The 24750-nt window shown below is 42.4% G+C and carries 22 protein-coding genes and 1 pseudogene; 9 read left to right on the top strand and 14 right to left on the bottom strand.

All coding sequences use genetic code 11. The features are described 5' to 3' along the window. Positions 1–109 precede the first annotated feature (109 nt). Positions 110–319 (top strand): annotated as a pseudogene (locus ACTL4S_RS09850) (DUF3817 domain-containing protein); the annotation flags it as partial. Between the two features lie 179 nt (positions 320–498). Here ACTL4S_RS09850 and craA read toward each other — a convergent pair. The 3 genes from craA to ACTL4S_RS09835 all read right to left on the bottom strand — a co-directional run bounded on the left by craA (position 499) and on the right by ACTL4S_RS09835 (position 3849). Next, positions 499–1728 (bottom strand): chloramphenicol efflux MFS transporter CraA, encoded by a 1230-nt coding sequence (gene craA, locus ACTL4S_RS09845; protein WP_004281575.1) that lies wholly within the window; start codon positions 1726–1728, stop codon positions 499–501. A 192-nt stretch (positions 1729–1920) separates the two neighbouring features. Beyond that, the gene (locus ACTL4S_RS09840) at positions 1921–2298 is read right to left on the bottom strand and encodes a hypothetical protein (RefSeq protein ID WP_004281576.1); all 378 of its coding nucleotides are present in this window, start codon (positions 2296–2298) and stop codon (positions 1921–1923) included. A gap of 141 nt (positions 2299–2439) precedes the next feature. Next, positions 2440–3849 (bottom strand): D-2-hydroxyglutarate dehydrogenase, encoded by a 1410-nt coding sequence (locus tag ACTL4S_RS09835; RefSeq protein WP_005248285.1) that lies wholly within the window; start codon positions 3847–3849, stop codon positions 2440–2442. Positions 3850–4203: 354 nt separating this feature from the next. Here ACTL4S_RS09835 and serA point away from each other — a divergent pair, with 354 nt between their 5' ends. Beyond that, positions 4204–5436 carry a phosphoglycerate dehydrogenase gene (gene serA / locus ACTL4S_RS09830; RefSeq protein ID WP_441299287.1) on the top strand — a complete coding sequence of 411 codons (1233 nt, stop codon included), beginning with the start codon at positions 4204–4206 and terminating at the stop codon, positions 5434–5436. A gap of 124 nt (positions 5437–5560) precedes the next feature. Beyond that, positions 5561–6427 carry an EamA family transporter gene (locus ACTL4S_RS09825; protein WP_441299286.1) on the top strand — a complete coding sequence of 289 codons (867 nt, stop codon included), beginning with the start codon at positions 5561–5563 and terminating at the stop codon, positions 6425–6427. Between the two features lie 53 nt (positions 6428–6480). Here ACTL4S_RS09825 and ACTL4S_RS09820 read toward each other — a convergent pair whose 3' ends face one another. After that, on the bottom strand, positions 6481–7614 hold the full coding sequence (locus ACTL4S_RS09820) for a hypothetical protein (protein WP_441299285.1): 1134 nt from the start codon (positions 7612–7614) through the stop codon (positions 6481–6483). A 364-nt stretch (positions 7615–7978) separates the two neighbouring features. On the opposite strand from ACTL4S_RS09820, the gene ACTL4S_RS09815 reads away from it, so the two are divergent. Then, complete coding sequence (locus tag ACTL4S_RS09815) at positions 7979–8857, top strand: EamA family transporter (RefSeq protein WP_005108548.1); 879 nt, start codon at positions 7979–7981, stop codon at positions 8855–8857. A 140-nt stretch (positions 8858–8997) separates the two neighbouring features. Here ACTL4S_RS09815 and ACTL4S_RS09810 read toward each other — a convergent pair whose 3' ends face one another. The 3 genes from ACTL4S_RS09810 to truB all read right to left on the bottom strand — a co-directional run bounded on the left by ACTL4S_RS09810 (position 8998) and on the right by truB (position 11283). Continuing rightward, on the bottom strand, positions 8998–9465 hold the full coding sequence (locus ACTL4S_RS09810; RefSeq protein WP_005108547.1) for a hemerythrin domain-containing protein: 468 nt from the start codon (positions 9463–9465) through the stop codon (positions 8998–9000). A 117-nt stretch (positions 9466–9582) separates the two neighbouring features. Further along, positions 9583–10365: a sulfite exporter TauE/SafE family protein gene (locus ACTL4S_RS09805; RefSeq protein ID WP_005108546.1), complete on the bottom strand. Its 783-nt coding sequence runs from the start codon at positions 10363–10365 to the stop codon at positions 9583–9585. Positions 10366–10377: 12 nt separating this feature from the next. Then, entirely contained in the window at positions 10378–11283 is a 906-nt protein-coding gene (truB, locus tag ACTL4S_RS09800; RefSeq protein WP_005263817.1) for a tRNA pseudouridine(55) synthase TruB, read from the bottom strand. A 186-nt stretch (positions 11284–11469) separates the two neighbouring features. Between truB and ACTL4S_RS09795 the strand changes: the two genes are divergently transcribed. The 5 genes from ACTL4S_RS09795 to ACTL4S_RS09775 all read left to right on the top strand — a co-directional run bounded on the left by ACTL4S_RS09795 (position 11470) and on the right by ACTL4S_RS09775 (position 17108). Further along, a complete protein-coding gene (locus ACTL4S_RS09795; RefSeq protein ID WP_313390845.1) occupies positions 11470–12498 on the top strand; it encodes a lipase secretion chaperone in 1029 nt (342 codons plus the stop codon). A gap of 390 nt (positions 12499–12888) precedes the next feature. After that, the gene (locus ACTL4S_RS09790) at positions 12889–13899 is read left to right on the top strand and encodes an esterase/lipase family protein (protein WP_441299284.1); all 1011 of its coding nucleotides are present in this window, start codon (positions 12889–12891) and stop codon (positions 13897–13899) included. An 85-nt stretch (positions 13900–13984) separates the two neighbouring features. Further along, positions 13985–14956: an esterase/lipase family protein gene (locus ACTL4S_RS09785; RefSeq protein WP_441299283.1), complete on the top strand. Its 972-nt coding sequence runs from the start codon at positions 13985–13987 to the stop codon at positions 14954–14956. A 133-nt stretch (positions 14957–15089) separates the two neighbouring features. Continuing rightward, positions 15090–16058, top strand: coding sequence for an esterase/lipase family protein (locus ACTL4S_RS09780; protein ID WP_441299282.1), 969 nt, complete (start codon positions 15090–15092; stop codon positions 16056–16058). Positions 16059–16127: 69 nt separating this feature from the next. Next, a complete protein-coding gene (locus ACTL4S_RS09775) occupies positions 16128–17108 on the top strand; it encodes an esterase/lipase family protein (protein ID WP_441299281.1) in 981 nt (326 codons plus the stop codon). A gap of 522 nt (positions 17109–17630) precedes the next feature. Here the strand turns inward: ACTL4S_RS09775 and rplS are convergent. The 7 genes from rplS to ACTL4S_RS09740 form a co-directional block, all read right to left on the bottom strand. Then, positions 17631–18005 carry a 50S ribosomal protein L19 gene (gene rplS / locus ACTL4S_RS09770; protein WP_004281205.1) on the bottom strand — a complete coding sequence of 125 codons (375 nt, stop codon included), beginning with the start codon at positions 18003–18005 and terminating at the stop codon, positions 17631–17633. Positions 18006–18190: 185 nt separating this feature from the next. Continuing rightward, a complete protein-coding gene (gene trmD / locus ACTL4S_RS09765; protein WP_441299280.1) occupies positions 18191–18925 on the bottom strand; it encodes a tRNA (guanosine(37)-N1)-methyltransferase TrmD in 735 nt (244 codons plus the stop codon). Positions 18926–18953: 28 nt separating this feature from the next. Continuing rightward, positions 18954–19502: a ribosome maturation factor RimM gene (gene rimM / locus ACTL4S_RS09760; protein WP_004281200.1), complete on the bottom strand. Its 549-nt coding sequence runs from the start codon at positions 19500–19502 to the stop codon at positions 18954–18956. Positions 19503–19532: 30 nt separating this feature from the next. After that, on the bottom strand, positions 19533–19790 hold the full coding sequence (gene rpsP, locus ACTL4S_RS09755) for a 30S ribosomal protein S16 (RefSeq protein WP_085064356.1): 258 nt from the start codon (positions 19788–19790) through the stop codon (positions 19533–19535). Between the two features lie 149 nt (positions 19791–19939). Beyond that, complete coding sequence (locus tag ACTL4S_RS09750; protein ID WP_441299279.1) at positions 19940–20371, bottom strand: type IV pilin protein; 432 nt, start codon at positions 20369–20371, stop codon at positions 19940–19942. Then, entirely contained in the window at positions 20365–20817 is a 453-nt protein-coding gene (locus tag ACTL4S_RS09745) for a type IV pilin protein (RefSeq protein WP_441299278.1), read from the bottom strand. Before ACTL4S_RS09745 ends, ACTL4S_RS09750 begins: the two co-directional genes overlap by 7 nt. A 12-nt stretch (positions 20818–20829) precedes the next feature. Continuing rightward, complete coding sequence (locus tag ACTL4S_RS09740) at positions 20830–24747, bottom strand: PilC/PilY family type IV pilus protein (protein WP_441299277.1); 3918 nt, start codon at positions 24745–24747, stop codon at positions 20830–20832. Between the last annotated feature and the right edge of the window lie 3 nt (positions 24748–24750).

The raw sequence follows: 24750 nt of genomic DNA, 5'->3' as shown, positions 1-24750 counted from the left end.
GCGTTTAATTGGTTTTGGGAAAAAAGAAGAGTTTAAGGAAATTTTGGCAATTTTAAGAAAGCAGAATCCTGATAGGATAAGGGTTCTGTGAAATTTGTCGTGTACAGAGATGATGGATAATCCGATTCTGGTGAAATATGTCGGCATGGGTCATGGCGTACTGTTTGTGCTATTTCTGGTGGTGTTATTTGCGGTATGTGAAAAACAGAAATGGTCTCTCAGTATGTTTGTGATGGGTTTAATCGCTTCGATTCTACCTTTCGGTCCATTCCTGTTTGATATGAAACTGAAGAAGCTGGAACAGCCCGCTGAAGCTTAATTGTAGAATCCTAATATAATTAGATCAGTCAAAAGAAAATTCTCTCTCCCTTTGGGAGAGAGTTAGAGAGAGGGAACTTATTAAATACTTAACCTCACCCTAGCCCTCTCCTAAAAGGAGAGGGAAATTCAATACTGAACATATGATTTCAATAATTTATAAGTTCCCTCGATAAGGAATCAAAACTCCCCACGCTCCTGTCTTTCCAGCATTAACTGTTTGAGCTGCATGCGCGGCAAAGTAAACCAGAGTGCAATCAGAATCAAAGAGGCAGCACAGTAGGCCCAGATATCGTAGGCTTCATACGCCATCCTTACTGCTTCAATCACCACAAAAAAGCTGAGCATCAGGATAATAGAAACCGTCGCAGCCACCGTGCCTTTGGACACTTCAGAAGACATTAATGCAAAACGATACAGCACCGAAAAACTCACACCCTCACCCAGACTGATACAAGTGGTGCCGATAATCAGACAATGAATAAAATATTCTGGAATCAATAAGCCCATCATCAATAAACCGGTACCCAGCAACATCAGTGGCAGACCCAATAATACGGTTTTGCCCAGCGGTATTTTATCGATAATTTTTAGCAGAATCAGATTACCTGCAATCAGGCCGCCCAAGACCGGAAACTGCGCCAGACCATATTGCACGCTACTGAATCCAAATTGCTCGACCAGAATCACGGGTGACAGGGCAATCCATAACATCAAGGGCAGACTCACCAAAGGCAAGGCTACAGTCATGATCACAAAGCGTTTATTTTTTAAAACCTGTTTAAAGTCATCCAGAATATAGCTGACCGGCTGTCTGGGAATACTGACTTTCAGGTTTGGCATTTTGGCTTTCAGGCCGAACCAGCTCAGAAATGACAGAAATGCGATACCGATAAAGCCCCAATGCCAAGAGATATGATCAATCATAAAGGCACCCAGCACTGGTCCTAGCAAAGGTGCCAGCAAAGACACATTGGCCATCAGTGCCATGACTTTGATGGCATCACGTTCTTCAAAGCTTTCCTGAATGGCGGCATAACCAACGGCGGTAATAAAGGACAGGCCAAAGCCCTGTAAAAAGCGCAGGAATAAGAAACTTTCGATATTGGGTGTTAATAAAATAGCCAGACAGCTAATCGTGAAAAATGCCACACCACCCAGCAGTACCATTTTACGTCCAAGACGATCGGACAAAGGTCCCAGAATCGCTGCGACAAATGCCCCACCCAACAGGAAAAAGGACATGGAGGATGGTGCCCATGAACTACTTACGCCAAAATCACGGGTAATCGCCAGCATGGCCGGTTGAATCAGGTCATTACATATATAGACTGAGAATTCAAACAGGACCAGTGCCAGCGGGAACATAAGTGTGGCACGGGTCAGTTTTTGGGTGTGGATATTTTGCATGGGAGTTTTTATTGTCAGTCTGCCCGTTTTAACAGACTGAACTTTGTCTAAAATAGAAAGAAATAATTTTAGCAGATGAGATATTCAAACGCTCTGAATAAATATAACTGATCGTAGAGATAATCTTCCAAATAAAAAAGCGCATCCTCTAGATACGCTTTTAACCAAAATCTGTCTAAAGATCAAACACTATTATGGACAGACTGCTTTCTGGAAAGTCTTGGTATTTGAACCTCGTGCACAACGATACAACTTCTCGGTATTTTCCAGCATCCAGCTGTTATCTTCCCGTTTAAAATAATAAATGGTCTGTACCGAACGTACCGAATCATCCATTAAACCGGTTTCAGTGACTTTGACCTGTCCAATCGTGGGCGACTCTACCTTGTCAAAGAACTGCCGTAATTCAACCGTTGCCAGTTCCTTGCGTAAATCCGGTCTTAATTGTAAAACCTGTTCCAAAGGCGTATCCGAAGACGACTGTACCTTTGCAATGACCTGTTGAGCAGTTGCACAGCCTGAACCCAATATACCAAAAGCGAGAGTTGCGACTGCCAATATCCGGAACATATTATTTAACCCTTTATCGTCATTCTTATTCCAACCCATCATGCCGAGCTTCTTACTACAAAACCATTTAGACTCTGTAACTGTATTTACACAGCAATAAAAAAGCGCACCTTTCGATGCGCTTTTTTCAATTCCGACCGATTAAAGATCGAAAAGTTTACCCGGGTTCATGATGCCATTTGGATCGAACACTTTTTTCAGGGCTTTCATATATTCAATTTCTTCCGCCGAACGCGAATATTCAAGATATGGCTTCTTGGTCATGCCCACACCATGTTCCGCAGAAATTGAACCGTCATATTTTTTCACGGTATCAAAGACATACTTGTTCACCACCTGACATTTGGCAAAGAATTCATCTTTAGACAAATCAGCAGGTTTTAAGATATTTAAGTGCAAGTTACCGTCACCGATATGACCGAACCAGCAGATTTCAAAGTCTGGGTAATTCGTCGATACAATCGCATCAATTTCTTTAATGAATGCAGGAACGTGCGTGATCAGAACGGAAATGTCATTTTTGTATGGAATAAATGGCGCGATAGATTCAGAAATATCTTCACGTAAACGCCATAAACTTTCTACCTGATCCAGGCTTTGGCTCATTACGCCGTCCAGTACCCAACCTTGTTCCATGCAATGCTCGAAGATTTCCATCGCCTTGTCCATAATCGGCTCAAACGGCGCTTCAAACTCAAGCAATACATAGAATGGGCATTCAGTTTCAAATGGACGTTGCACGTGACCATGGGCCAAGACTTTCTGCATCGCCAGTTCACCAAAGAACTCAAATGCAGTCAGGTCAATTTTCGCCTGGAAGGCATGCAATAACGGCATGATCGCATCAAAGGCAGGTACACCCAGTACCATCACTTGCAGGTCTTGCGGTTGACGTTCAAGCTTGATTTCCGCTTCCGTCACCAGACCCAGCGTGCCTTCACCACCAATAAATAAATGTTGTAGCGCATAACCGGTTGCATTCTTGATCATACCTTTGTTCAGACGCAATACATCGCCCTTACCCGTCACAACGGTCAGGCCAAGTACCCAGTTACGGGTCATGCCGTATTTAATCACTTTGATGCCGCCAGCATTGGTGCCGATGTTACCGCCAATTTGCGATGAACCTGCCGAAGCAAAGTCAACTGGGTAATACATGCCCTGCTCTTCAGCATAGTTCTGTAACTGTTCAGTCACCACACCTGCCTGTACGCGCACCATACGATCTGCCGGGAAAAACTCCAGAATCTGGTTCATCTTGTCCATGCTGACCACGATCTCGCCATTGGCTGCGACTGCACCTGCAGAAAGACCGGTACGACCACCCGATGGAGTCACTGCAACATTAAATTGGTTCGCCAGTTTTACGATGTCTTGAACTTGCTCAGTTGACGACGGAAAAACGACGACTGACGGGTTTGGATCAAAGTGCTTCGTATGATCGCGACCCCAATTCTGGAGGCTGTCCGTATCGGTTTTAATACGGTTTTCACCCACAATTGCAGTCAATTGGGTCAATAACTCAGGGGTTAAAGCGACTGGAGCATTCATCGTTTGCAGACCTAGCATGATTTAAACAAGAGAGACTTCGCTGGTTCATTTGCACATTTTTTATGCATAAAAACATGGATACAAATCAGGCGAAACATGGTTATTAAAGCACCGGATCACGCTGCTTTAAAAGCATGGCGCAATATTATAAGCTATTTTTTGGTGTTTCCCGCGAAAAATGACAATTTTGATAATATACCTTTGAAAATGCAGATTTAAATCAAACACCATGATCATTATTATCAATATATCTTGCCAGAATAGCTGATGTGAGCGTCATTAAGGAAATGTATAACCGCCCCATTCCTGTGCTATCATACCGCGACTAAATTTGGCCTTTGTAGCGGAGCCGTAATGAGCCAACATCTTTCTCTACCTAAAGATAAAATCCGTTTTCTATTGCTAGAAGGCGTTCACCAGAACGCAATCGATACATTGAATGCAGCTGGATATACCAACATTGACTATCGCAAAACAGCGCTTGAGGGTGAAGCACTGAAAGAAGCGATTAAAGATGCACACTTTGTCGGTATTCGTTCCCGTACTCAATTGACTGAAGAGGTATTTGAAGCCGCGAACAAACTGATTGCAGTAGGCTGCTTCTGTATCGGTACCAATCAGGTCAATCTTGATGCTGCAATGCGTCGCGGTATTCCGGTATTTAATGCACCATATTCAAATACACGTTCAGTTGCTGAACTGGTATTGGCAGAAACTATTCTTCTTCTGCGCCGTGTACCTGAAAAATCAACAGATACACACACAGGCGGCTGGAACAAATCTGCAGTTGGTTCGTTCGAAACACGTGGTAAAACTTTAGGTATCGTAGGTTACGGTTCAATTGGTTCACAACTTTCTGTACTTGCTGAAAGCATGGGTATGAAAGTGATCTATTTCGATACAGTGACTAAATTGCCTTTAGGTAATGCACGTCAAGTCGGTAGCTTGGGCGAACTTTTGGCAAATGCCGATGTGGTTTCTCTACACGTTCCTGATGTTCCGTCTACACGTAACTTCATGACCAAAGATCAGTTCGCGCAAATGAAAGAAGGTTCAATCTTCATCAACGCGGCACGTGGTACCTGTGTCGTGATCGAAGACCTGGCAGATGCGATCAAATCTGGTCACATTGCTGGTGCTGCGGTAGATGTATTCCCGAAAGAGCCTAAAGCAAACGGTGAAGAATTTGTTTCTCCACTGCGTAACCTGCCAAACGTAATTCTGACTCCACACGTAGGCGGTTCTACGATGGAAGCGCAAGCGAACATCGGTCTGGAAGTAGCTGAGAAATTCGTGGCTTATTCTGACAAGGGTATGACGCTTTCTGCGGTGAACTTCCCAGAAATCGCATTGCCGTTGACTGAAGGCAAACACCGTTTACTGCACATCCACCAAAATATTCCGGGCGTGTTGTCTAAAATCAACAACCTGTTTGCTGAACAAGGCATCAACATCTCTGGCCAGTCACTGATGACTAAAGGCGATGTCGGTTACCTGGTGATGGATGTCGATGCTGCTGCATCTCATGAAGCACTCGATATGCTTTCGAATGTTGAAGGTACAATCCGCGCACGCGTATTGTTCTAATTCAATATTGTAGAAAAACCACAGCTCTCGGGCTGTGGTTTTTTGTTTTTAAGGTTTGTATTTTTAAACCTTTTTCAGCTTATGCTGCTCTTCCGCTATTCGAGCAATCGAAACCTATTTAGTCATGCTGAATTTTAAAATTGCACCTATTGTGCAAGCGCCACTAATTCTGTTGATCGCCATGATCAGTATGCAAAGTAGTGGTTCCTTTGCCAAATATCTGTTCGGTCAGTTTCCGATCCTGACTGTTTCCGCAATGCGTCTGCTGTTAGGCGCTATGATTTTGGCACTGATTTTTAAAATTTGGCGAATCCATTTCAGACAGATCAAGTGGCCAGCCATTATCAGTTATGGCATTGCTCTGGCCGGCATGAACCTCTTGTTTTACCTGTCGATTGATCGCCTGCCGCTGGGAATTGCTGTCTCTTTTGAATTTATTGGCCCCTTAAGTGTTGCCCTGTTTTATGCGCGGCAAAAATTCGACTTTGTCTGGGTCGGTCTGGCGATTCTGGGCCTGGTTCTGCTATTCCCTTTTGATCAGGCTGCCCAGCCGCTTGACCCGATCGGGATTGCATTTGCCCTAGGTGCCGGTGCTTGCTGGGCCTTATATATCGTTGCCGGCCAAAGACCTTCAGGCGTTTCTGGCAATCATACTGTATGCTTGGGCATGTTTGTCGGTATGCTGGTTTTGATGCCGATTGCGCTCTTTGCAGGCATGCCGGCACATACTTTTGAACCGATGAGTTTGCTGTATTTTGTGGCTTTGGCAGTACTGGCCAGTGCCCTGCCTTTCACTCTGGAAATGATCGCACTGCGTAATTTAAGCGCACTCAGTTTCGGCACCTTGATGAGTCTGGAACCCGCTATTGCCGCGCTGTCAGGTTTTGTATTCTTGGGGGAAACCTTGTTGTGGACGCAGTGGCTGGCATTGGCCACGATTATCAGTGCTTCAGTGGGTTGTACGGTGACGACCCAAAGACAGAAATCTTGAATAAAAATAAAGGCGCTAGAGCGCCTTTATTTAAGATCACTTATTTTCAAATTTTAACGTGGTGTTGCGTCTTTAATCGCAGTATTTAATGCAGTCGCTGCTGTCACATTATAGCCATCACATCCAGAGGCAAGCTGATCATAATTGTATTCTGTCCATTTGATCATTAAAGAAGTTACACCTTCTTGTTTATTCAAGTCATCCAAGGCAGCCTGTCTTGATTGAGCAATATAGTCGTCGTGATCAATATGTTCCCCATGTTCCGAGAAATCAACTGAATAAATTCCGCCTTGATATTCGATCGCACCGAAATATTTGTAATATTGCATAGCATCGTCTTTATATTCTGCCTTTTTATATTTCAAGTTAGCCATCGTGCCATCTAGAATCGTTTTTGCCATTTCTTGGACAGACGCTTGTGCCTGCCATTCAGCAAGTGTGCTAAAGCCAGTTTTTACTTCCGGATCAAATTCAATATATTCTTCTTCAGGATGTTCAGCCAGAAGACGGAAACATTTAGATCCATTCGGGAATTTGCGGGCCTTCTGCAAATCGACGAAACTGGTTGCAAACTCATTATAGTACTTACGCTCAGCTGTCGTATTATCACTGTTAAAGAACACTCTGGTCGCAGGATCATCATACATTTTCACCACAGCAATATTAGTACGTTCAGTTAATGCTTTACCAGACAGGTCATACCATGCTATGTGTCGATGATTGCTAATATTGTTCTCTGGTATCGTCACAGGACGACTCTTAAATTGAGTCGTCGTATTTTCTAATATTTTTTCCAGCTTATAGCCTAATGCTGTACGGGTGCGATCTGCAGGGAACACCCCTTTTGTTGTGACATAAGTTGAGAAGATCATATCTTCTTCAAGAGCGTATTCAGTATCAACAGCGCTGTTATCATCCGCATATAATATGCCGTCAGTAATTTTATTTTTATGACTGGCTAATAGAAGTTTTTGCGATTCCATCTCTGATCCATCAATATTCGGTAAGTTGAATTGATAGTTATAGAATTCAGAAATGGTATCTGATGCTCCATCACCCGGGGTTCCAGGATTGGTCGGTGCAGGTTGACTAGTGACTGGTTCATTACTATCAGAACTGTCGGAGCCACCACCACATGCTGCCAGCATGCAGCTAAAAATGGCGCAAGAGAGTATTCTTAATTTCATTATTATCTACCTTAATTATTTGATATTGTTATTTTAATGCTGTCCCGAAACACGGGATCTAAGATGTTTTCATTGTTATTTTAAAACTAACCCGAATCACGAGGTCTAAGATATTTTAATAAATATAAAAACAAGATCAATTTAAAAATTGATTAATTTGTAACCGCAATTACATAGAAGATTAACTTTGAATTTAAAATCTTTAGATATTTGATCCGGCTAAAATTTAACTTGATTGAATCAAAATTTAAGTTCGCCTCGGCAAAATATTTCCTTGCCCTACTCATTAAAAATTAACCAGTTTGCTATAATTTCACTTTGCCCTATTTCTCATTTTCACCCGCTCTGGGTAGAAGCTGCTTCCATGCCAAACGTCCAACTCCTTGCCGTATTGTTCATGGTCTTATCCATGACCTCCTACCAGATCAGTGCATCTTTTGCCAAACAGCTGTTTAGTGTGCTGGATCCGATTACTGTGACCATTTTAAGGCTGTGCTTTGCAGCAATTATTGTTGGAGTAATGTTCCGTTCCTGGAAAATTATTCCCCGTTTGCCTTTTTTGAAATGGCGAGATTTGCTCTGCTATAGCGCTGCTTTAGGGGTCATGAATATTTTATTCTATTTGTCTCTAGGAAGATTACCGCAGGGAATTGCAGTTGGTCTGGAATTTATTGGTCCGCTCGGCCTAGCCCTCATTTCGATTAAACATCGTAGTGACTATATTTGGGTATTGATGGCCATTTTAGGCATCGCACTGATGGTGCCATGGGGACAGGCTAATAGCAGTAATTTCGACCTGGTGGGCGCCGCCTGTGCTTTAGGTGCGGGTTTATGCTGGGCATTGTATATTTTCTTTGGCCAACGTGTGGTGCAGCAAAATATCGGCATGCATGCACTGACTATTGCGATCAGTATTTCAGCCTTATGCCTGTTACCGATCGGACTGTATAACAATGCTCCTGCCTTGATAGACACCCAGTATTGGGGCAAGGCGATTATCATTGCGGTTCTAGCCACAGCCATTCCTTATGCTCTGGATTTAAAAGCTTTGCAGCATTTAAACAAGACCAGCTATGGAACATTATCCAGTCTTTCTCCCGCCTTGGCTGCACTGACCGGTTTTATGCTATTGGGGGAGAAAATTACGTATCTTCAGACAATGGCACTAATTTGTATCATGCTGGCATCAGTCGGCGTGACGGTACGTGCCGCCCGTCAAGGATCGGTAGAGCGGAATGCCTAAAAGCCTTATTGGAATTTGAACAACTGATTAAATATTCTATCCATTCTGTGTTTTTACTTGCTTTGAAAGAAAAATATAGAAGACATAAAAAAGATGGCACTACTGCCATCTTTTTTATTTATTTGACTTGAATTCAAAGCTTAGCTTTGTACCAGCATATCTTTTTTCATGTCTTTATAACGCTGGTATTCATTCTTGTACTGCACTGCTAAAGCGGTCTTCTGCTCTTCACCCAGAATTTTACCGGCCTGCTGGAAGAAACCATGTTCCTCTTCTTTTAAGTGATGATGCACTTTTTCAGAAAGTTTTTTAGCAATGGCAATCCAGCCTGGATTACTCAATTCAGTTGCAGTTAATTCCTCGACCATTTCATCCATTTCATGATGTTCGGCCAAGGCATGGCGGGTAATATTCAGGCCCGAATCGGTCATCATCAAGGGAATATAAAAATAACGGTCTTCCGCAGCTTCATGCGCAAATAATTCATTTTTCAGTTGCTTGAACAGCTCACGGCGTTCTGGTGTATCCCCGGAAGTCTGTAATAGTTTTTCTGCAAGATCACGCTGAATCTCATGACTCTCTCTTAATGCTTCAAAAATAGTCGTCATTCCGATATTTCTCCGATTGTTTTATTTTTCATATCATTGATTCTAGAAGATTTTCAGAACAGGTTTAGACGCAGTTTATACAGTGATTTGTTAAGAAATTTTAATATCGAGAATGATTTACATCGGGTTTAGATCTAAAAAAAACATCTGGTATGCCATCCGGCAAATCAGCAGACTGACCAGAATCAAAAATAAAACCCGGATAAAGCCACTGCCATATTTAAATGCCAAACGCACCCCGACCAAGGAACCACAAATATTGACTATCGCCATCATTGCCCCGACCATAAACAGCACATTGCCACTGGGAATAAAAAAGCTTAAGGCGGCCAGGTTGGTGGTGAAATTAGCAATTTTCGATAAGGCCGATGCATGCAGGAAGTCGACGCTCAAATAGCGAATAAAAAAGAAAATAAAGAAACTACCGGTGCCCGGACCAAAGATACCATCATAAAAGCCTATCGCCAGACTGCCCAAAGCGGCCAGAATCAACATTTTCCGATTCAGTTTTTGTTCGGTATGCACCTGGCCAAACTGTTTTTTCATCAAGGTATAGATTGCGATCACGATCAACATGACCAGTACAAAAGGCTTAAGGATCTCGACTGGAATTAGCGTAACGCTGGCTGCACCAATAAAAGAACTGACAAAACTGCATAGTGCAATCACGCCCAAGAGCAACCAGGGCAGTTTTACCTGACGTAGATAGGAAAATGCCGCAGAAGCGGTGCCACAAATGGAAGCGAGTTTATTGGTGCCAAAGACCGTAGCAGGCTGTAAATGCGGTAAACTCCCCATAATTGCCGGGATCTGGATCAGACCACCACCACCCACGGCAGCATCAATCGCCCCTGCAAAAAATGCAAAGACAACCAGACTGATGATGATCTCTATTTCCATATCTTGACTCGATCAGAGGTTCAGGACGCGTTTGGGTACCAGACGTTTTTTGTCGGTAATTTCTGCCAGCCCCAGACATTTCTCGCCATCAAAAACCAGCACCTGTTCAGCTGCTTCATGTTCGATATTGCTTTCCATGCCGCGGCTAAAATATTCTGCGCGACCTTCGGGTACCTGCACTTTTGGAAAATGATCAACCGGTGCATAGGCCGGCAACAACAGTGCATCACGCTCTGCTTCGCTCAGGCTTTCCAGATATTCAATGGTATAACTCGGGATCAAATCAAAATGACCGGTTTTGATGCGGTGCAGATAAGTCAGATGACCATAAGTTCCCAGTGCTTTGGCAATATCTTCACCCAATACCCGGATATAAGTCCCTTTAGAACAGGTAATATCCAGCGTGATACTGTTCTCCGTAAAGGATAAAAGCTCAATCGCTAAAATGGTAATCGGACGTGCTTCACGTTCAATCTCGATACCTTTGCGCGCCAGTTCGTATAAAGGACGGCCTTCTTTTTTCAAGGCAGAATACATTGGCGGCACTTGCTGGATATCCCCGATAAACTGTGCCAATTTGTTCTGAATCAAGGTTTCCGAGAGTTCAGGAACTGCTTTTTCCAGAAGCACCTCGCCTTCCACATCTCCCGTGGTGGTACTATGTCCCAAAAATACGGTCGTCTGATAACGCTTGACCGAATCTAATAAATAATGCGAAAACTTGGTCGCCTCTCCCAAACATACAGGCAATAAACCAGATGCCAGCGGATCCAGCGCACCAGTATGGCCGGCTTTGTGTGCACGGTACAACCAGCGGACTCTTTGTAATGCGGCATTAGAGCTGATACCCAAAGGCTTGTTGAGCAAGAAGACACCACTGAGATGACGGCGCTGAATTTTAGGAGATGATGCTTTCATGGCAAAAAATCAGACATTTTATAAATTGGCGCCATGGTAAAACCCTGCGAGATGATTTACAACTTTTCTATAGTCTCTAATGATTTTTATGGCATATTGAGCCGGCTTGAACATCTAAAAGCTTTAATATCTAAAAGCTTGAATATCTAAAAATAATGAAATAACGAGAAAATAGGTGCATAGGATATGCAGAAATATAAAATATGGATCATTCTGGCGTTGCTGGTGCTGTGTATTCTCACATTGATCTTATGGCTGTCTCCAAAAGAAAATACCCAGGCGGATACCGGGACAAAAATGCCTTTAACTGAAACTCAGGCAGAACAAACCGCACTCTTGGTCAATGGCCCTGCCAATGCAGCTTTCCCCAGTGCCAGCCAGCAAGATACCGAAATTAATTGTCAGATGCAGCTAGACGCCAGCAACCGTCTGATTGTGAATGAACAGACCCGCAACTGTTTTGAATATTTTATTACCCAGTTCGGTGAAAAAAATCTGCAGCAGATCCAACAGGATTTTAAAGCTTATATTCGCCAGAATCATAAAGAGCCTGCACTCTCGCAAATTCTGGATTTATGGGATCGTTATCTACAGTACCGTCAGGGCTTGGGCCAGCTCACTGCACCGGCCGGGCTAAATCAGGAAGATCCTGCCTATTATCGCAGTATCTATAACAGTACCCAGAATTTGCGCCAACAATACTTTTCCAAGTATGAAATTGAGGGCTTGTTCGGCACAGAAGATGCCTATCATGAATATACCCTGGACCGGATGAGCGTACTGGCAGACAAAAGCTTAACGGAGACTGAAAAAGCGCAAAAGCTCAAAGCACTGTTTCAGCAGCTCCCGCAGGACTGGCAGGAAAATCTGGAACAACTGAATAAACTGGAAGATTTGCGCAAACTTACCGCAGATATTAAAGCTCGTGGCGGTTCCCGTGATGAAATCCGGCAGATGCGGATGAATCTGGTCGGTGCTGAAGCGACACAACGTCTGGAACAACTGGATGTACAACGCAGCGACTGGAAAAACCGGGTGACTGGCTATTTAGATGAACGGGATCAGATTACCCAGTCCGGCATGTCCCATACTGCCAAACAGCAAGCCATTGCCCAGCTTCGCAGCAAACATTTTAATACACCGCAAGAACAGCTGCGGGTTGAAACATTTGAACAGGTTCATGATCAGGGAGCCAAACTACCCTTTGCTGACTAAGCCTAAAAGCCATCACCTGTTGATGGCTTTTTTATAAATGCCCTTTTGATAACTTTATATTTTTTCTCAAAATGATCTTTTATAGTTGTTTCCAAATATTTCGTATTTACACAAAATAACTTAGAAAAATTATAATGATTTCAAAGACTTTTTATTTAAATACATCTGCAAATAAAACGCATACTTACAATGTAAATTCCTCCTGTCCTGCATGTCCCCAAATGACATGGTTTTAGACCTCTGAAATGAAAAAATACCGCTTCTTCAAAAGAAAAATTGCTCAGCCACTGAAGGCCTAAACTGTATTTTCATAGTCTGATTTGTGGCTTGCGACACTATACAAAAAGCAATGATTGCTTGAATAACGATAAAATTTAAAAAGGGACAGCTATGTATACTTTCAGCAAGACAGCCCAGTTACTGACTGTGGCTTTAGCGACCACTCTGGGATTCAGTTTTTCTGCACAGACTCAGGCTGCAGCGAGTGCAACACAAGTCATCGAAAAGAGCCGGTCTGACTATGCCAAGACCAAATATCCGATCCTGATGGTACATGGCTGGTTAGGCTGGTCACGTATTGGCACCGATAGTATCGGGCTGGATTACTGGTATCAGATTCTGCCAGATATGGCACGTAATGGTTCAACCGTGTTTGCTGCACAATTATCGCCGGCAAATACAACGATGCATCGCGGAGAACAACTAATCCATCAGGTTGAAGAGGTTCTGGCAATTACCGGAAAGCAAAAACTGAACTTGATTGGCCATTCCCATGGTGGACCAACAGCGCTGTATGTTGCAGCGACCCAGCCGCAGTATATCGCCTCTATTACCGGCGTTGCAGGAACCTACCATGGCTCCAAAGTGGCAGATGATATTCAGAACAATAGCCTGACGCGTACCGCCTTTAACATTTTAGGTGATTATATTATTGGTCCATTGATTGCACTGGGTCAGTTTAAGCCTGAACTGGAAATTGATTTTGATGCTTCCATGAAATCCCTAAGCCAGACCGGTTCAAATACTTTTAATGCCACAGTGGCACAGCAGGTGGTCAAAGATGGCGTATTGGCTTCTACAGAAAACTGCAATAAAAATTTAAAACAGAAAGATAGTAAAGGCATTCATTATTATTCATGGACGGGTGTGGCCCAAGCCACCAATGCCCTGGATATTGATACGATCCTGATGCAGCTCGGCCCTTTATCTTATGGCAGTAAAGACAATGATGGCATGGTTTCACGTTGTAGTGCGTTCATGGGCAAGGTGATTCATGACCAGTACAAACTCAATCATACGGACCTGGCCAATATGATGTTTGGTCTGAAAGGCGTGTTTGCACCAGATCCGGTCGCCCTCTACCGCCAGCATGCCAACCGACTCAAATTAGAAGGTTTATAACCCCAGAGTGCCTGTATTTTCAGCTGAAATATAGGCTTTTTTTCTGGTTCTTTTTATTTGACCTATCCGCGATCGGGAAGCTGCAATGAAAAAAATAATATCTTACTTAAGCTTTTTGCTACTGGTTTCCCTATTAACTGGCCCTGTGCAAGCCTCGGCATTACAGGAATATAAAAGCAATTTTGTCCTCTCGAGTTATGCCAAGACAAAATACCCGATGGTCTTTGTTCATGGTTTTGGTCTAGGTTTTAACCGGATTGGAACAGATCACATCGGTTTAGATTATTGGTATCAGATTCCCCAAGACCTGAGCCGGCATGGTGCACGGGTGTTTTCTGCCGAATTGTCTGCTGTTGCGTCCAATGAACTGCGCGGTGAACAGCTCTTGATGCAAATTGATGAAATACTGGCACTGACGGGCCAGAAGAAAGTCAATCTGATTGGGCATAGCCAAGGTGGCCCAACAATTCAATATATCGAGGGCGTTGCACCGCATAAAGCCGCCTCTTTAACCGCCATTGCCGGGGCGATGCAAGGCACCCCGGTTTTTGTCAATGCCAGCCAGACGCCACTGCTTGAACCTTTTATTCATGCCATTGGGACAATTTTGGGCCATAGCATGAATCTGGTTACAGCTAACCAGTATCCGGTCAGTATGATCGAGGCACTGCAAGCCATGAATCCAGAGGCGATTCAGGCCTTCAATGTGAAATATGGCTCCTCTGCCATTCCCAAAGACTGTCAGTCTCAGGGCAGCAAACTCACGCCAAATGGAATTTACCACTATTCCTGGATGGGCAACCGGCAGGCAACCAATTCCTTGGATGTGATTGAGTCTACAGTCGTGACTTTAGGTAGCAGTTTCTTGAAAGGAGAAGCCAATGATGGTGCTCTGCCGCTGTGTAGCGGACGTTATGGCCAAATCATTCGTCAGGATTATGCCCATAATCATTTTGATGAAGTAAATCAGTTTTTCGGTATTTTGGGCCCTTTCGCACAGGATCCGATTGCGCTCTATCGCCAACATGCCAACCGTCTCAAGCTGCAAGGCTTATAAATCACTTATTTTATGAATACATCATCTTTATTAATTAAAAAAGCTTAGGAAACTGAGTCCCTGCCGCAGAGGGGAACTTTAGAGAACCGGATGAGGATCATCCCGTTAAAACAACAACAGTGAGGAAAATATAATGAAATTCGGAGCATTCATCACCGGCCTGCTGCTGGCGGGTACATGCCTCAGCACTCAGGCATCCACCCAAGCCAGTCAAGTCACAGCAAAAGCCAGTTCACAATATGCCAAGACCCAATATCCAATTGTCTTCGCACATGGTATGGCAGGCTTTATCCGGGTCGGTACCGACCAGTTTGGACTGGATTACTGGTATCAGATTTTACCGGATCTGGCGCGTAATGGCGGCAATGTCTGGGCAACACGTGTCTCGCCTTTTAACTCATCGGAAATTCGGGGTGAACAACTTTTAGAGCAAGTCAAAGAAATTCGGGCCATTACCGGTGCAGACAAAGTCAATCTGATTGGTCATTCACATGGCGGCCCGACCATTCGTTATGTTGCAGGTGTGAGACCTGATCTGGTTGCTTCTCTGACTTCAGTCGGTGCTCCACATAAAGGCTCTCCGGTGGCAGACCTGATTCTTCAGGCAGAAGGCACACCGATACAAGGACCCTTAGTGGGTGGCATCAACCTGGTGTCTAAGGCCATCACCTGGGCACAAAGTCTGGATCCGAGCAGTTTCCCGCATGATTCTCTGGCTGGTGGTCGCAGCCTGACCCTGGCAGGATCTGCTCAATTCAACCAGAAATATCCGCTCGGTATGCCAACCACTGCCTGCGGTGAAGGTAAGGAAAAAGACGGTGATATTCGTCATTATTCATTCACAGGTATAGGTCAAGTCACCAACCCGCTCGATCCTGATTCAGCACTCAAAGTTACAGCTCTACTCATAGATGGCGGCAAGGAAAATGATGGTCTGGTCTCCCGCTGTAGTGCCAAATTCGGTAAAACCATTCGGGATAACTACAACTGGAACCACCTGGATGAAGTGAACCAGTTACTCGGATTAAAAAATGTCTTTGCTCCAGACCCAGTCGATGTTTATCGGCAACATGCCAACCGGCTCAAATTGCAAGGCCTGTAATTCAACCTCATCCCTGTCATTACAATGTGCAGGGATTTTTTAATTTTTAAACCACCAAAATGGAACTTTATGAAAATTAAAACGCATTTTATAACCTTATGCTGCGCATTATTTACGGGCCAATATGTGCAGGCTTCCAATTTGCAGCAAGCAGAATCCAGATTTGTTGTGTCGAATTATGCCAAAACACGCTACCCGATTGTATTTGCACATGGCATGGTCGGCTTTAATCGCATTGGTTTTGATGCCTTAGGCATGGACTATTGGTATCAAATTCTGCCTGATTTAGCCCGTAACGGTTCAACTGCCTTTGCCACCCGCATCTCGCCTTTTAATTCCAGCGAAATCAGAGGTGAACAATATGTGGAGCAACTCAAAGAAGTCATGGCGATCACCGGCGCAAAAAAATTGAATTTAATTGGTCATAGTCATGGTGCACATAGCGTGCGTTATGCAGCCGGGGTGATGCCGCAACATGTAGCCTCAGTGATGACTGTGGGCGGCGCCAACCAAGGGACGATTGTCGCCTCTGATGTTATGCGACTTGCTAATCAAACCGGTACATCTGAATTGCTTAATACCCTGATCAGCAGTTTTGGCAACGTCATCATGTGGGCACAAGGCTTAGACGGTCAAGCTTTCCCACACAACGCCCTTGCAGCAGGACACAGCACCTCAATTGAAGGCACAGCCGAATTTAACCAGCGCTTTAAACTCGGGCTTTCGCTGAGCCCATGTGGTGAAGGCAAATATACAGACCAAGGCATTGCACTGTATTCAATGACCGGCAATCAACCCGTGACTAATCTCCTAGATGTCAGTGATGCCGCCATGAAAGCCTTGGATCTACTTTCTGCGAGTAAGGCTGGCGCGAATGATGGAATCGTCTCGGTATGTAGTGCCAAATTTGGTAAAACGATTCGTGATGATTATCCATGGAATCATCTGGATGAAATCAACTTGCTATTTGGCATTAAAGGTACCTTGGCACCTGATCCAGTTGCTGCCTATCGTCAACATGCCAACCGCTTAAAACTGCAAGGTTTATAGAGTTACACAAGCCTCTATTCCTCCAGAGGCTTTTTCTATCTTATTTTTCTCTAAATTTTTTCTTGAAATTTACTTGTTAATCATGATCAAACTGCATATAAAATATTCATCAAATATAAAAAGAACTGTGAAATAAAATAAATGCAGATACGTTCTATAGAAATCAAAAACAAATTTAAAAGAACCTGTCCCTGTTGCAAACGAAAAGTCATTAATCCTTTTCAATTTAAAAAATATGAGCCTTATTATTGCCCCTCTTGTCATCGACATATTATCGCAAATGTATGGATCAGTATTTTACTGGTTATCACACAATGTTTTATTTGCATTCAACTTTTTAATGCAGGATTCCAGTCTTGGGGATATTTTGTATTATTCCTGATGTTTATTCATAAAATTTTCTTGGATATTTTGGATGCTATGATCTTGCCTTTGCAGGAACATTTCGAATAAATCTACATAAAAATTAGGCATAAAAAATGCGCCCAAAGGCGCATTTTTTCACTCGTATAAAGCTTAAAATTAAGCTTTAGTTTTACGAGCTGGTAATTTTTCACGAATACGTGCAGCTTTACCAGACAATTCACGTAGGTAGTAAAGTTTAGCACGACGAACGTCACCACGACGTTTCACTTCGATACCAGCAACGATTGGAGAGTGAGTTTGGAATACACGCTCAACGCCAACACCGCTAGAAATTTTACGTACTGTGAACGCAGAGTTCAAACCACGGTTTTTCTTAGCAATTACAACGCCTTCGAACGCCTGTAAACGCTCACGGTCGCCTTCTTTTACTTTAACTTGAACAATAACTGTATCACCTGGTGCAAAAGCAGGGATGTTTTGTTTCAATTGTGCGTTTTCAATTACTTGAACTAAAGGATGCTTACCGCTCATGGGGTATCTCCAATATATGCGAGTCAGAAGAGGTCTGATCATCGCTGGGTATAGAGGCTAAAGCGCATACACCCGATTATCTTTCCCTTTATGGTTGACCATCTCAACCATAAAGAGCCTATTAAAGAATACTTAAATCATTTTAAGTACTTGCTTGAAGATAGAAATGATCACTCATCAATATCTTACAAATCTTTTAGCCATTTTTTCTGCTGCTTGGTCAGTTCGACTTTTTCCACCAACTCTGGGCGGCGTTCAAGTGTACGCTGATATCGCTGCAAAAACCGCCATTTTTCAATATTGGCATGATGCCCGGACTTTAACACCTCAGGCACATCCAAACCTTCAAAATGATCTGGCTTGGTATATTGTGGGCAATCTAGAAGACCATCCACAAATGAGTCTTGCACGTGTGACTGTTCATCAGACATGGCACCCGGAAGTCTCCGGATAATACTGTCCAATAAAACCATCGCAGGCAGTTCACCACCCGACAAGACGTAATCTCCAATTGACCATTCCTGATCAACGTATTGCTGGATCAAACGTTCATCGACGCCTTCATAACGTCCGCACAGTACGATGATTCCGTCATATTTGACAAAATCCTGTACCGCAGTTTCGTTTAAGGTTTTTCCTTGCGGTGACATATACACCACAGGAACCTGAACTGCACCCGCTTGCCTTGCAAGCTCTTTGGCATGCTGGATTGCTTTTGCCAGAGGCTCAGACATCATCACCATACCCGGACCACCACCGAATGGACGTTCATCCACGCGTTTATAGTTGCCCGTCGCATAATCGCGAGGATTGATGCAATGAATTTGCATCAACTCACGTTTTGCTGCGCGCCCGCTAATCCCATAGGCTGTAATCGCTTCAAACATTTCAGGAAAAAGCGTAATGACTGCAAAAAACATCGCAGACTCCCGTATTTCCGAAAAATTCTTAGTAGTCTACGCCCCAATTGACGTAGATACGACCAGCTTCAAGATCAACGCGTTGCACCACATCTTTATGCCATGGGATCATTCGCTCTTCGCCATCGATGCTGTCGGCAGTTGCGCGAACCACCATCACATCGTTAGCACCTGTCTCAAACAGCTCAAAAATTTGACCGAGATTGACTTCTTGCTCTTCATCGTCCAGACCTAACACAGTTAGACCTTTTAAATCAGACCAATAGTACTCATCTACGCCTGCTTGAGGCAGTTGCGATTTAGAGATCCAGACATTGGAGCCAACCAGTTCGTCTGCGCCAGTGCGATCACTCACACCTTTCAGCGAAACAACCAGTCCTTTACCATGTGGTTTCCAACGTTTTACATCGACAATTTGCCAACCTGCTTTGGTCTCAATGTACCAAGGCAGATAGTCAAATATGTTGCTCATAGGTTCTGTATTGGAATAGACCCAGAGCCACCCATTTAATCCATATGCTGAACGCAACTGTCCAATCTGAATACGATCTTCGGGAACATTCTGTGTTGGTGTCATGGGCAAGCTACTACCTAATTTATAGAAAAATTATGCAGCAACTGCAGCTTTTTTAGCTTGAGCAGCTAAAGAAGCAACACGATCAGAAGGTTGAGCACCTTGAGAAACCCAGTGAGCAAAACGTTCAGCATCTAAACGAAGTTTCTCTGCTTTACCTTGAGCTGTAGGGTTGAAGAAACCGATACGTTCGATGAAACGACCGTCACGTGCATTACGGCTATCAGTCACAATGATTTGATAGAACGGACGTTTTTTAGCACCACCGCGTGCAAGACGAATAACAACCATGATAGAACCTTATAGTTTTTACGGATTATCCTTGTACCGACCATCGATACAGCTCAAACCCCTTTCATAGAGGGCAGTATTTTACTTGAACTTTGCCCTGAATGAAAGATCAAAAAGTGTTTAGGTAGAATTTTGGATTTATTAGAATATTAATCCCAATTAGAAGTTGCTGACACAGTACATGTAGACCCTTTTGTCCAGCATTTATGACCTTCATAATTTAAAACAATATTGCCGTTACCTACTTGTGTTCCATATGGTGTCGCAGTCAAGACCCAAGAGTCAGCTGTTACACTTGAAAGCCCAAATTGATAATTTTTTTTTGTAGAACTAGGATAGTCAGCTGAAACATTTAAATCTGACAAGGTCAAAGGCTGACCATTTTTTTTAATATATGTGGAATTAATAACTTTATATCTCTGCATTAACGACGCAATACGGGTCATCTCTGCTTGAGCATCAACTCGATTAGACTTAATGACGTACTGTGTATAACTTGGATATGCAATAGCTGCCAATATCCCAATAATCGCGACCACAATCATAAGTTCAATTAATGTAAATCCATGCTGTCTTACCATGGTTGGCTTCCTGCTTTTGTAGATTCATTCCAAGGTTCACATTTAAAGTTGACATCTGCCTCAATAATTGACTTACATTTCAAACCATTACTCCCCATTAAAAAGTAATGATTTTTGGGATGGCTATCGGGTGTTACTTTGATATACCAGCCTCTTCCCTGAACATCAGAACCCAACCCTTTTGTATTATCATCCAAATCATACACATTGAGACTATAATCCCTTGGAAGTTGGACATTTGTCGCTGAAAAGTTACGATAATTAAAATTTCTAGCACGATGGCGTTCCAACTGCTCAGCAACTTTTAATATTTCTTGCTGAGCTTTAGCTTCTTTATTCTTTCTGACAGTTTCCTGGTAGTTGGGTATTGCGATTGCAACAATGATCGCCAGGATCACGACTACAATCATAAGCTCAATTAAGGTGAAACCTCTGCCATACCGCATTCAAATTTCTCCTTAACGCTCATACCAACGCTGTGAAATAAATTTCGTCTTACCTTGATAAGTTTTCAGTGTTTCTGTAGTCGGTAAGTTAAGAACTAAACCTCGTTTAGTGTCAACACCACCAAAGCTAATACCAATATTACCCTTTCCTAAAAATACATTGTTTGGTCTATTTACAACTTCAGTGCTATTACCTTTTTTAACAGTACATTGTCCAAAAGGAAGACAGAATTGAGTAACATTACTTGCCCCTCTTACTCCTCCAGAACAACCTACGGTATCAATATCAATATTGGCATCAAAAACGCTGACATATAAATCATTATCGATAGCCACATGATCATTTAATATTCTCTTATTGCTTCCAGGATTATAGAACCATCCTCCTTTTGAAAGCGGAACTAAGGTATTTCCATTCTGATTAGCTACCAATTCATTGCCTGATAAACCAGTTGGTTTTATATCTTTTGTATATAATTCCGTATTTTTTAGAATTGATAGATTACGTCTAGCTACATCTTTATCATATATTACATAAACTGCTTCTTTTTCATTGTCTTGAGCTGACATTGGATAACTTAAGTTTCCAGAACCCAGAGTAACTACACCAAATGTAGTGTTTCCTGAATTATGAATCGTGAAAGTGGGTGTTGTATAAAATCTTGGAGCATTACTTCCAGACATATCAAGGAGTCGAACTATACGCTGAGCAACATTGCCTCCTGTAGCTCCATTTAACCCAGCATTTTTATTCCCATTTAAATCCACTCTCCATAACTGCCCCCCTAAATCACCGAAATATAAATGGTCTGCAATCCCATCTGCATTTCTATCAACAGCCTTAATTCCACCAACTACACTTCGTTTTAGGTTAGCATCATAATATTTATTAGTAGCTGTATTGCTTGATCCTACATTTGCACTTGCCCACCAAAGAAGAGAACCATCATCAGCATCAAACATATAGATTCCGGCACCTTCATCAATACCTGATGGATTGTAATCTACACTAGACTCATAACGTGTATCATACCCCCCTCCAACGAGCATTACCAATTTACGTTTACCTTGCCAATTTACCCATGTAATAGTTGGTTTTGACCAGCTTTGCCCCATACAGCCTAAAGGATTGCTACTACTACAACTTCCAGACGGTGCTATTTTAAACTTTAGCTTTGGAGTACCTGAACTTGAGGTAACATCAGATAGGTCTAAAGAATAATAACTTTTCCCCCCCATTCGTAGACCACCATATAACCATTGCTTACCACCATTTACTGTTACTGTAGGATTGGCATTTGCAGCACTTGTAGATTTAGTTACATATTCTGTATGAGCTGTCCATTGCCCATCAATACCATATTTTAAGTCAGAAACCTGATTATCTTGAGATAAAAATGCTTTAGGTTGATTATCAATCATCTCCGAAGGAACAAAAGCAAACACTTCCTTTCCAGCATCACTGTCTGTTGCATTTTTGCCAGCGCGAACTATATGAAGAATACCTTGGGTACTACCATATACAATTAGATCATCACGGTTTGTAAATGTTAAAATATCATTTTCATAAGTAGTTGTACCTTGTTGCGTCAATAAAATTGGCTTTGAATGCATAACCGCACCCATTAACCAATCTCTTTTCGGCGCCTGATTTAGTACTTGCTGTAATTCAGTTTGGTAAACTTCTTCTTTAGGGTATAAATCAATGTTATAGGCTAAGTCCTTACCGATTGGGTATCCAAATAAAGACAAAAGATAAGCTCGTTTAGGATCTTCTTTAAATTTATTATTACTTGTTGTAAGAAAATCATCTCTACCAATTTGCTTTAATGTACCTGAGGTCATTGAACCAATTTTATTCTGAGTAGGATCAATTGTATCTTGTGCTATTGTACGATCGGTAAAAATTCTTCTTTCTTTTGGAAATCGTACAGCATCATATCCTAAAAACATTTTACTTAAAGCACCGCCAACTTTCACATTAAATGATTTTTTCTCACCATTTATTTCTTTTGTAATTAATTTCAAGATACTTGGATCAGCCCAATAATCATTAATATCGTCTTTAATCAGTCCTTGTGAATTTGTAATAGTATTATTGTCTTTATCATATAAAACCTGATCAATTACTTTATATTTTTTCAAATTCCCCAACCAAGTTGACACCCCAGCAGCGCCCAGTGCATCTGGTTTCGGATCGAATTGAGGAAAATATCCCCAAGGCTGGATATTTTGAGTGTCTAGTGCATCTACTGGAATAGTGACTGATCCAGTAGTGACTGGTGGGATATACTTATCAAGGTCTTTCAAAAAAGAAATAACGCTAGATACAACAGCACGGTCATTATTTCCTGAATAATATTTACCACCGCCCAATGTGCCCCACTCTTTAGCAGCTGCGACATCATTCGCATATTGCCCAGTAGTTTCAGATAATGTACTACCGAATCCAACCACTGCTGTAAGTATCGAAACACCTTTAGGATTATTTAATGGTTGGTTCGTATCGTTTACTGTGCCATTTTTCAGTCGCTTGGCCAATCCACCAATACATTGCCAGTTTTTCTTGGAAATATCTCCATTATAAAAGTTTCGGCCTGAAGTCAGAGTTGTATCACTACATTCAAAACTTTCATCATTTAATGCAGCTCGTGTAATTGCTTCAGCATTCGTAGAATTGGAGTACTCCGGCACCCCATCAGTTAGAAAATAAATACCTTGTGTATTACATTGCTTATTTTTATCAATTTGTGGAGGGTTATTATAAATATCGGCTGTTCTGATATCTCCAGTTGTAGACTCAGCAAACCCTGTTCCAGATTTCCCTTTAGTGGTTTGTCCTAATAGATAAGCAGCAACTTCTGCATATGCAAAAGCTGTTGGGGTTCCATCACGTGCAGATAGTGCATTAACTTCACGTAGCATCTTCTTCCGATGTGTTTCGTAAGCCACCCCACCATAGGTGGTAGTAGTTGTATATGACCACGTAGAACTCTGCAATGTTGCAATAATTGTTGTAGTAGTTAAGCTTCTACTTTGTTTACGGGTACAGCCGGACGAATTACAGTTTTGAGAGCCCGATACTACCTCTGCTGAAGTCCAAGAACCTGCTGTAGGCCCTATAGTTGTACTATTACCATTAACTATTGCTCCTTGAGTAGCAGTACTATTAGATGAAGTTGTAGTAGTTCCTGGAAAATCTGTTGGTAGTTTACTGCTAGCCACCCAAGAGTTAGTTTTACAAGTTAAATTGGTATTCCAATCCACACACTCTTGAGCAATTGTGTTTCCCTCTTGTTTAGCTTGACCGACATTTACCCAATCAGTTTCAGATGTATTACTATTTGATGTGTTGGTTGTATTCACCCATCCTGCAGTAGAAGTATTAGTTGGAGTCCAATTATCACTGGCAGGATAATAATCACCACAAAAAATCCACAAACAATCTCTTTTACTAGGAACGGTTTGTGTTCTTTCTTGCTTTTGCACATCCAATTTAGTCACTGTTAGTGTATGACTGATATCCTGTTTATAATTAATTGTCGTTTTATAAACGGGTCTATTTCCAGCTAACGGAGTTGGATCTCCTAAGGCCTTAGCCTCTAATTTCATTCTTCCGGTTTTATCATTAAAGGTTGCCAAACCTACAACCAATTCATCCGGTAAGGGTGTTATTCCTTGAATAGAGTCGCCTTGCAGTAATGTAGTCATACCGTCTTTTAAGCTTTTTAATCTATTCTCACTATAGTTATTACTACCCGGATTCATACTTCCTGAAACATCCAGCATGAACATCAAAGTCGTTTCACTTGCTTGTGGAGCTTTGTAGAGTTCAATGTCACTAGCATTACTAGGTAAAGCAGAGCAAATTAAGGATGTCATAATAGCCGTATGCATGATGACAGTAATTTTTTTATATTTAGTTTTCATTTT

The sequence above is a fragment of the Acinetobacter lwoffii genome (assembly GCF_052078135.1).
In the GTDB taxonomy this organism is placed as follows: domain Bacteria; phylum Pseudomonadota; class Gammaproteobacteria; order Pseudomonadales; family Moraxellaceae; genus Acinetobacter; species Acinetobacter lwoffii_Z.
The sequence above is the reverse complement of the archived record's forward strand: the minus strand, read 5'-3'. Positions and strand labels throughout refer to the sequence as shown.

What these genes read in the sequence shown, in the direction of transcription:
- ACTL4S_RS09815 (WP_005108548.1), top strand. Translation starts at nt 7,979, where the DNA reads ATGCCAAACGTCCAACTCCTTGCCGTATTGTTCATGGTCTTATCCATG.
- ACTL4S_RS09795 (WP_313390845.1), top strand. Translation starts at nt 11,470, where the DNA reads ATGCAGAAATATAAAATATGGATCATTCTGGCGTTGCTGGTGCTGTGT.
- ACTL4S_RS09750 (WP_441299279.1), bottom strand. Translation starts at nt 20,371, where the DNA reads ATGGTAAGACAGCATGGATTTACATTAATTGAACTTATGATTGTGGTC.
- ACTL4S_RS09775 (WP_441299281.1), top strand. Translation starts at nt 16,128, where the DNA reads ATGAAAATTAAAACGCATTTTATAACCTTATGCTGCGCATTATTTACG.
- trmD (WP_441299280.1), bottom strand. Translation starts at nt 18,925, where the DNA reads ATGTTTTTTGCAGTCATTACGCTTTTTCCTGAAATGTTTGAAGCGATT.
- ACTL4S_RS09780 (WP_441299282.1), top strand. Translation starts at nt 15,090, where the DNA reads ATGAAATTCGGAGCATTCATCACCGGCCTGCTGCTGGCGGGTACATGC.
- ACTL4S_RS09840 (WP_004281576.1), bottom strand. Translation starts at nt 2,298, where the DNA reads ATGTTCCGGATATTGGCAGTCGCAACTCTCGCTTTTGGTATATTGGGT.
- ACTL4S_RS09745 (WP_441299278.1), bottom strand. Translation starts at nt 20,817, where the DNA reads ATGCGGTATGGCAGAGGTTTCACCTTAATTGAGCTTATGATTGTAGTC.
- ACTL4S_RS09835 (WP_005248285.1), bottom strand. Translation starts at nt 3,849, where the DNA reads ATGAATGCTCCAGTCGCTTTAACCCCTGAGTTATTGACCCAATTGACT.
- rplS (WP_004281205.1), bottom strand. Translation starts at nt 18,005, where the DNA reads ATGAGCGGTAAGCATCCTTTAGTTCAAGTAATTGAAAACGCACAATTG.
- ACTL4S_RS09785 (WP_441299283.1), top strand. Translation starts at nt 13,985, where the DNA reads ATGAAAAAAATAATATCTTACTTAAGCTTTTTGCTACTGGTTTCCCTA.
- truB (WP_005263817.1), bottom strand. Translation starts at nt 11,283, where the DNA reads ATGAAAGCATCATCTCCTAAAATTCAGCGCCGTCATCTCAGTGGTGTC.
- serA (WP_441299287.1), top strand. Translation starts at nt 4,204, where the DNA reads ATGAGCCAACATCTTTCTCTACCTAAAGATAAAATCCGTTTTCTATTG.
- ACTL4S_RS09790 (WP_441299284.1), top strand. Translation starts at nt 12,889, where the DNA reads ATGTATACTTTCAGCAAGACAGCCCAGTTACTGACTGTGGCTTTAGCG.
- ACTL4S_RS09805 (WP_005108546.1), bottom strand. Translation starts at nt 10,365, where the DNA reads ATGGAAATAGAGATCATCATCAGTCTGGTTGTCTTTGCATTTTTTGCA.
- rpsP (WP_085064356.1), bottom strand. Translation starts at nt 19,790, where the DNA reads ATGGTTGTTATTCGTCTTGCACGCGGTGGTGCTAAAAAACGTCCGTTC.
- rimM (WP_004281200.1), bottom strand. Translation starts at nt 19,502, where the DNA reads ATGACACCAACACAGAATGTTCCCGAAGATCGTATTCAGATTGGACAG.
- ACTL4S_RS09810 (WP_005108547.1), bottom strand. Translation starts at nt 9,465, where the DNA reads ATGACGACTATTTTTGAAGCATTAAGAGAGAGTCATGAGATTCAGCGT.
- ACTL4S_RS09820 (WP_441299285.1), bottom strand. Translation starts at nt 7,614, where the DNA reads ATGAAATTAAGAATACTCTCTTGCGCCATTTTTAGCTGCATGCTGGCA.
- ACTL4S_RS09825 (WP_441299286.1), top strand. Translation starts at nt 5,561, where the DNA reads ATGCTGAATTTTAAAATTGCACCTATTGTGCAAGCGCCACTAATTCTG.
- ACTL4S_RS09740 (WP_441299277.1), bottom strand. Translation starts at nt 24,747, where the DNA reads ATGAAAACTAAATATAAAAAAATTACTGTCATCATGCATACGGCTATT.
- craA (WP_004281575.1), bottom strand. Translation starts at nt 1,728, where the DNA reads ATGCAAAATATCCACACCCAAAAACTGACCCGTGCCACACTTATGTTC.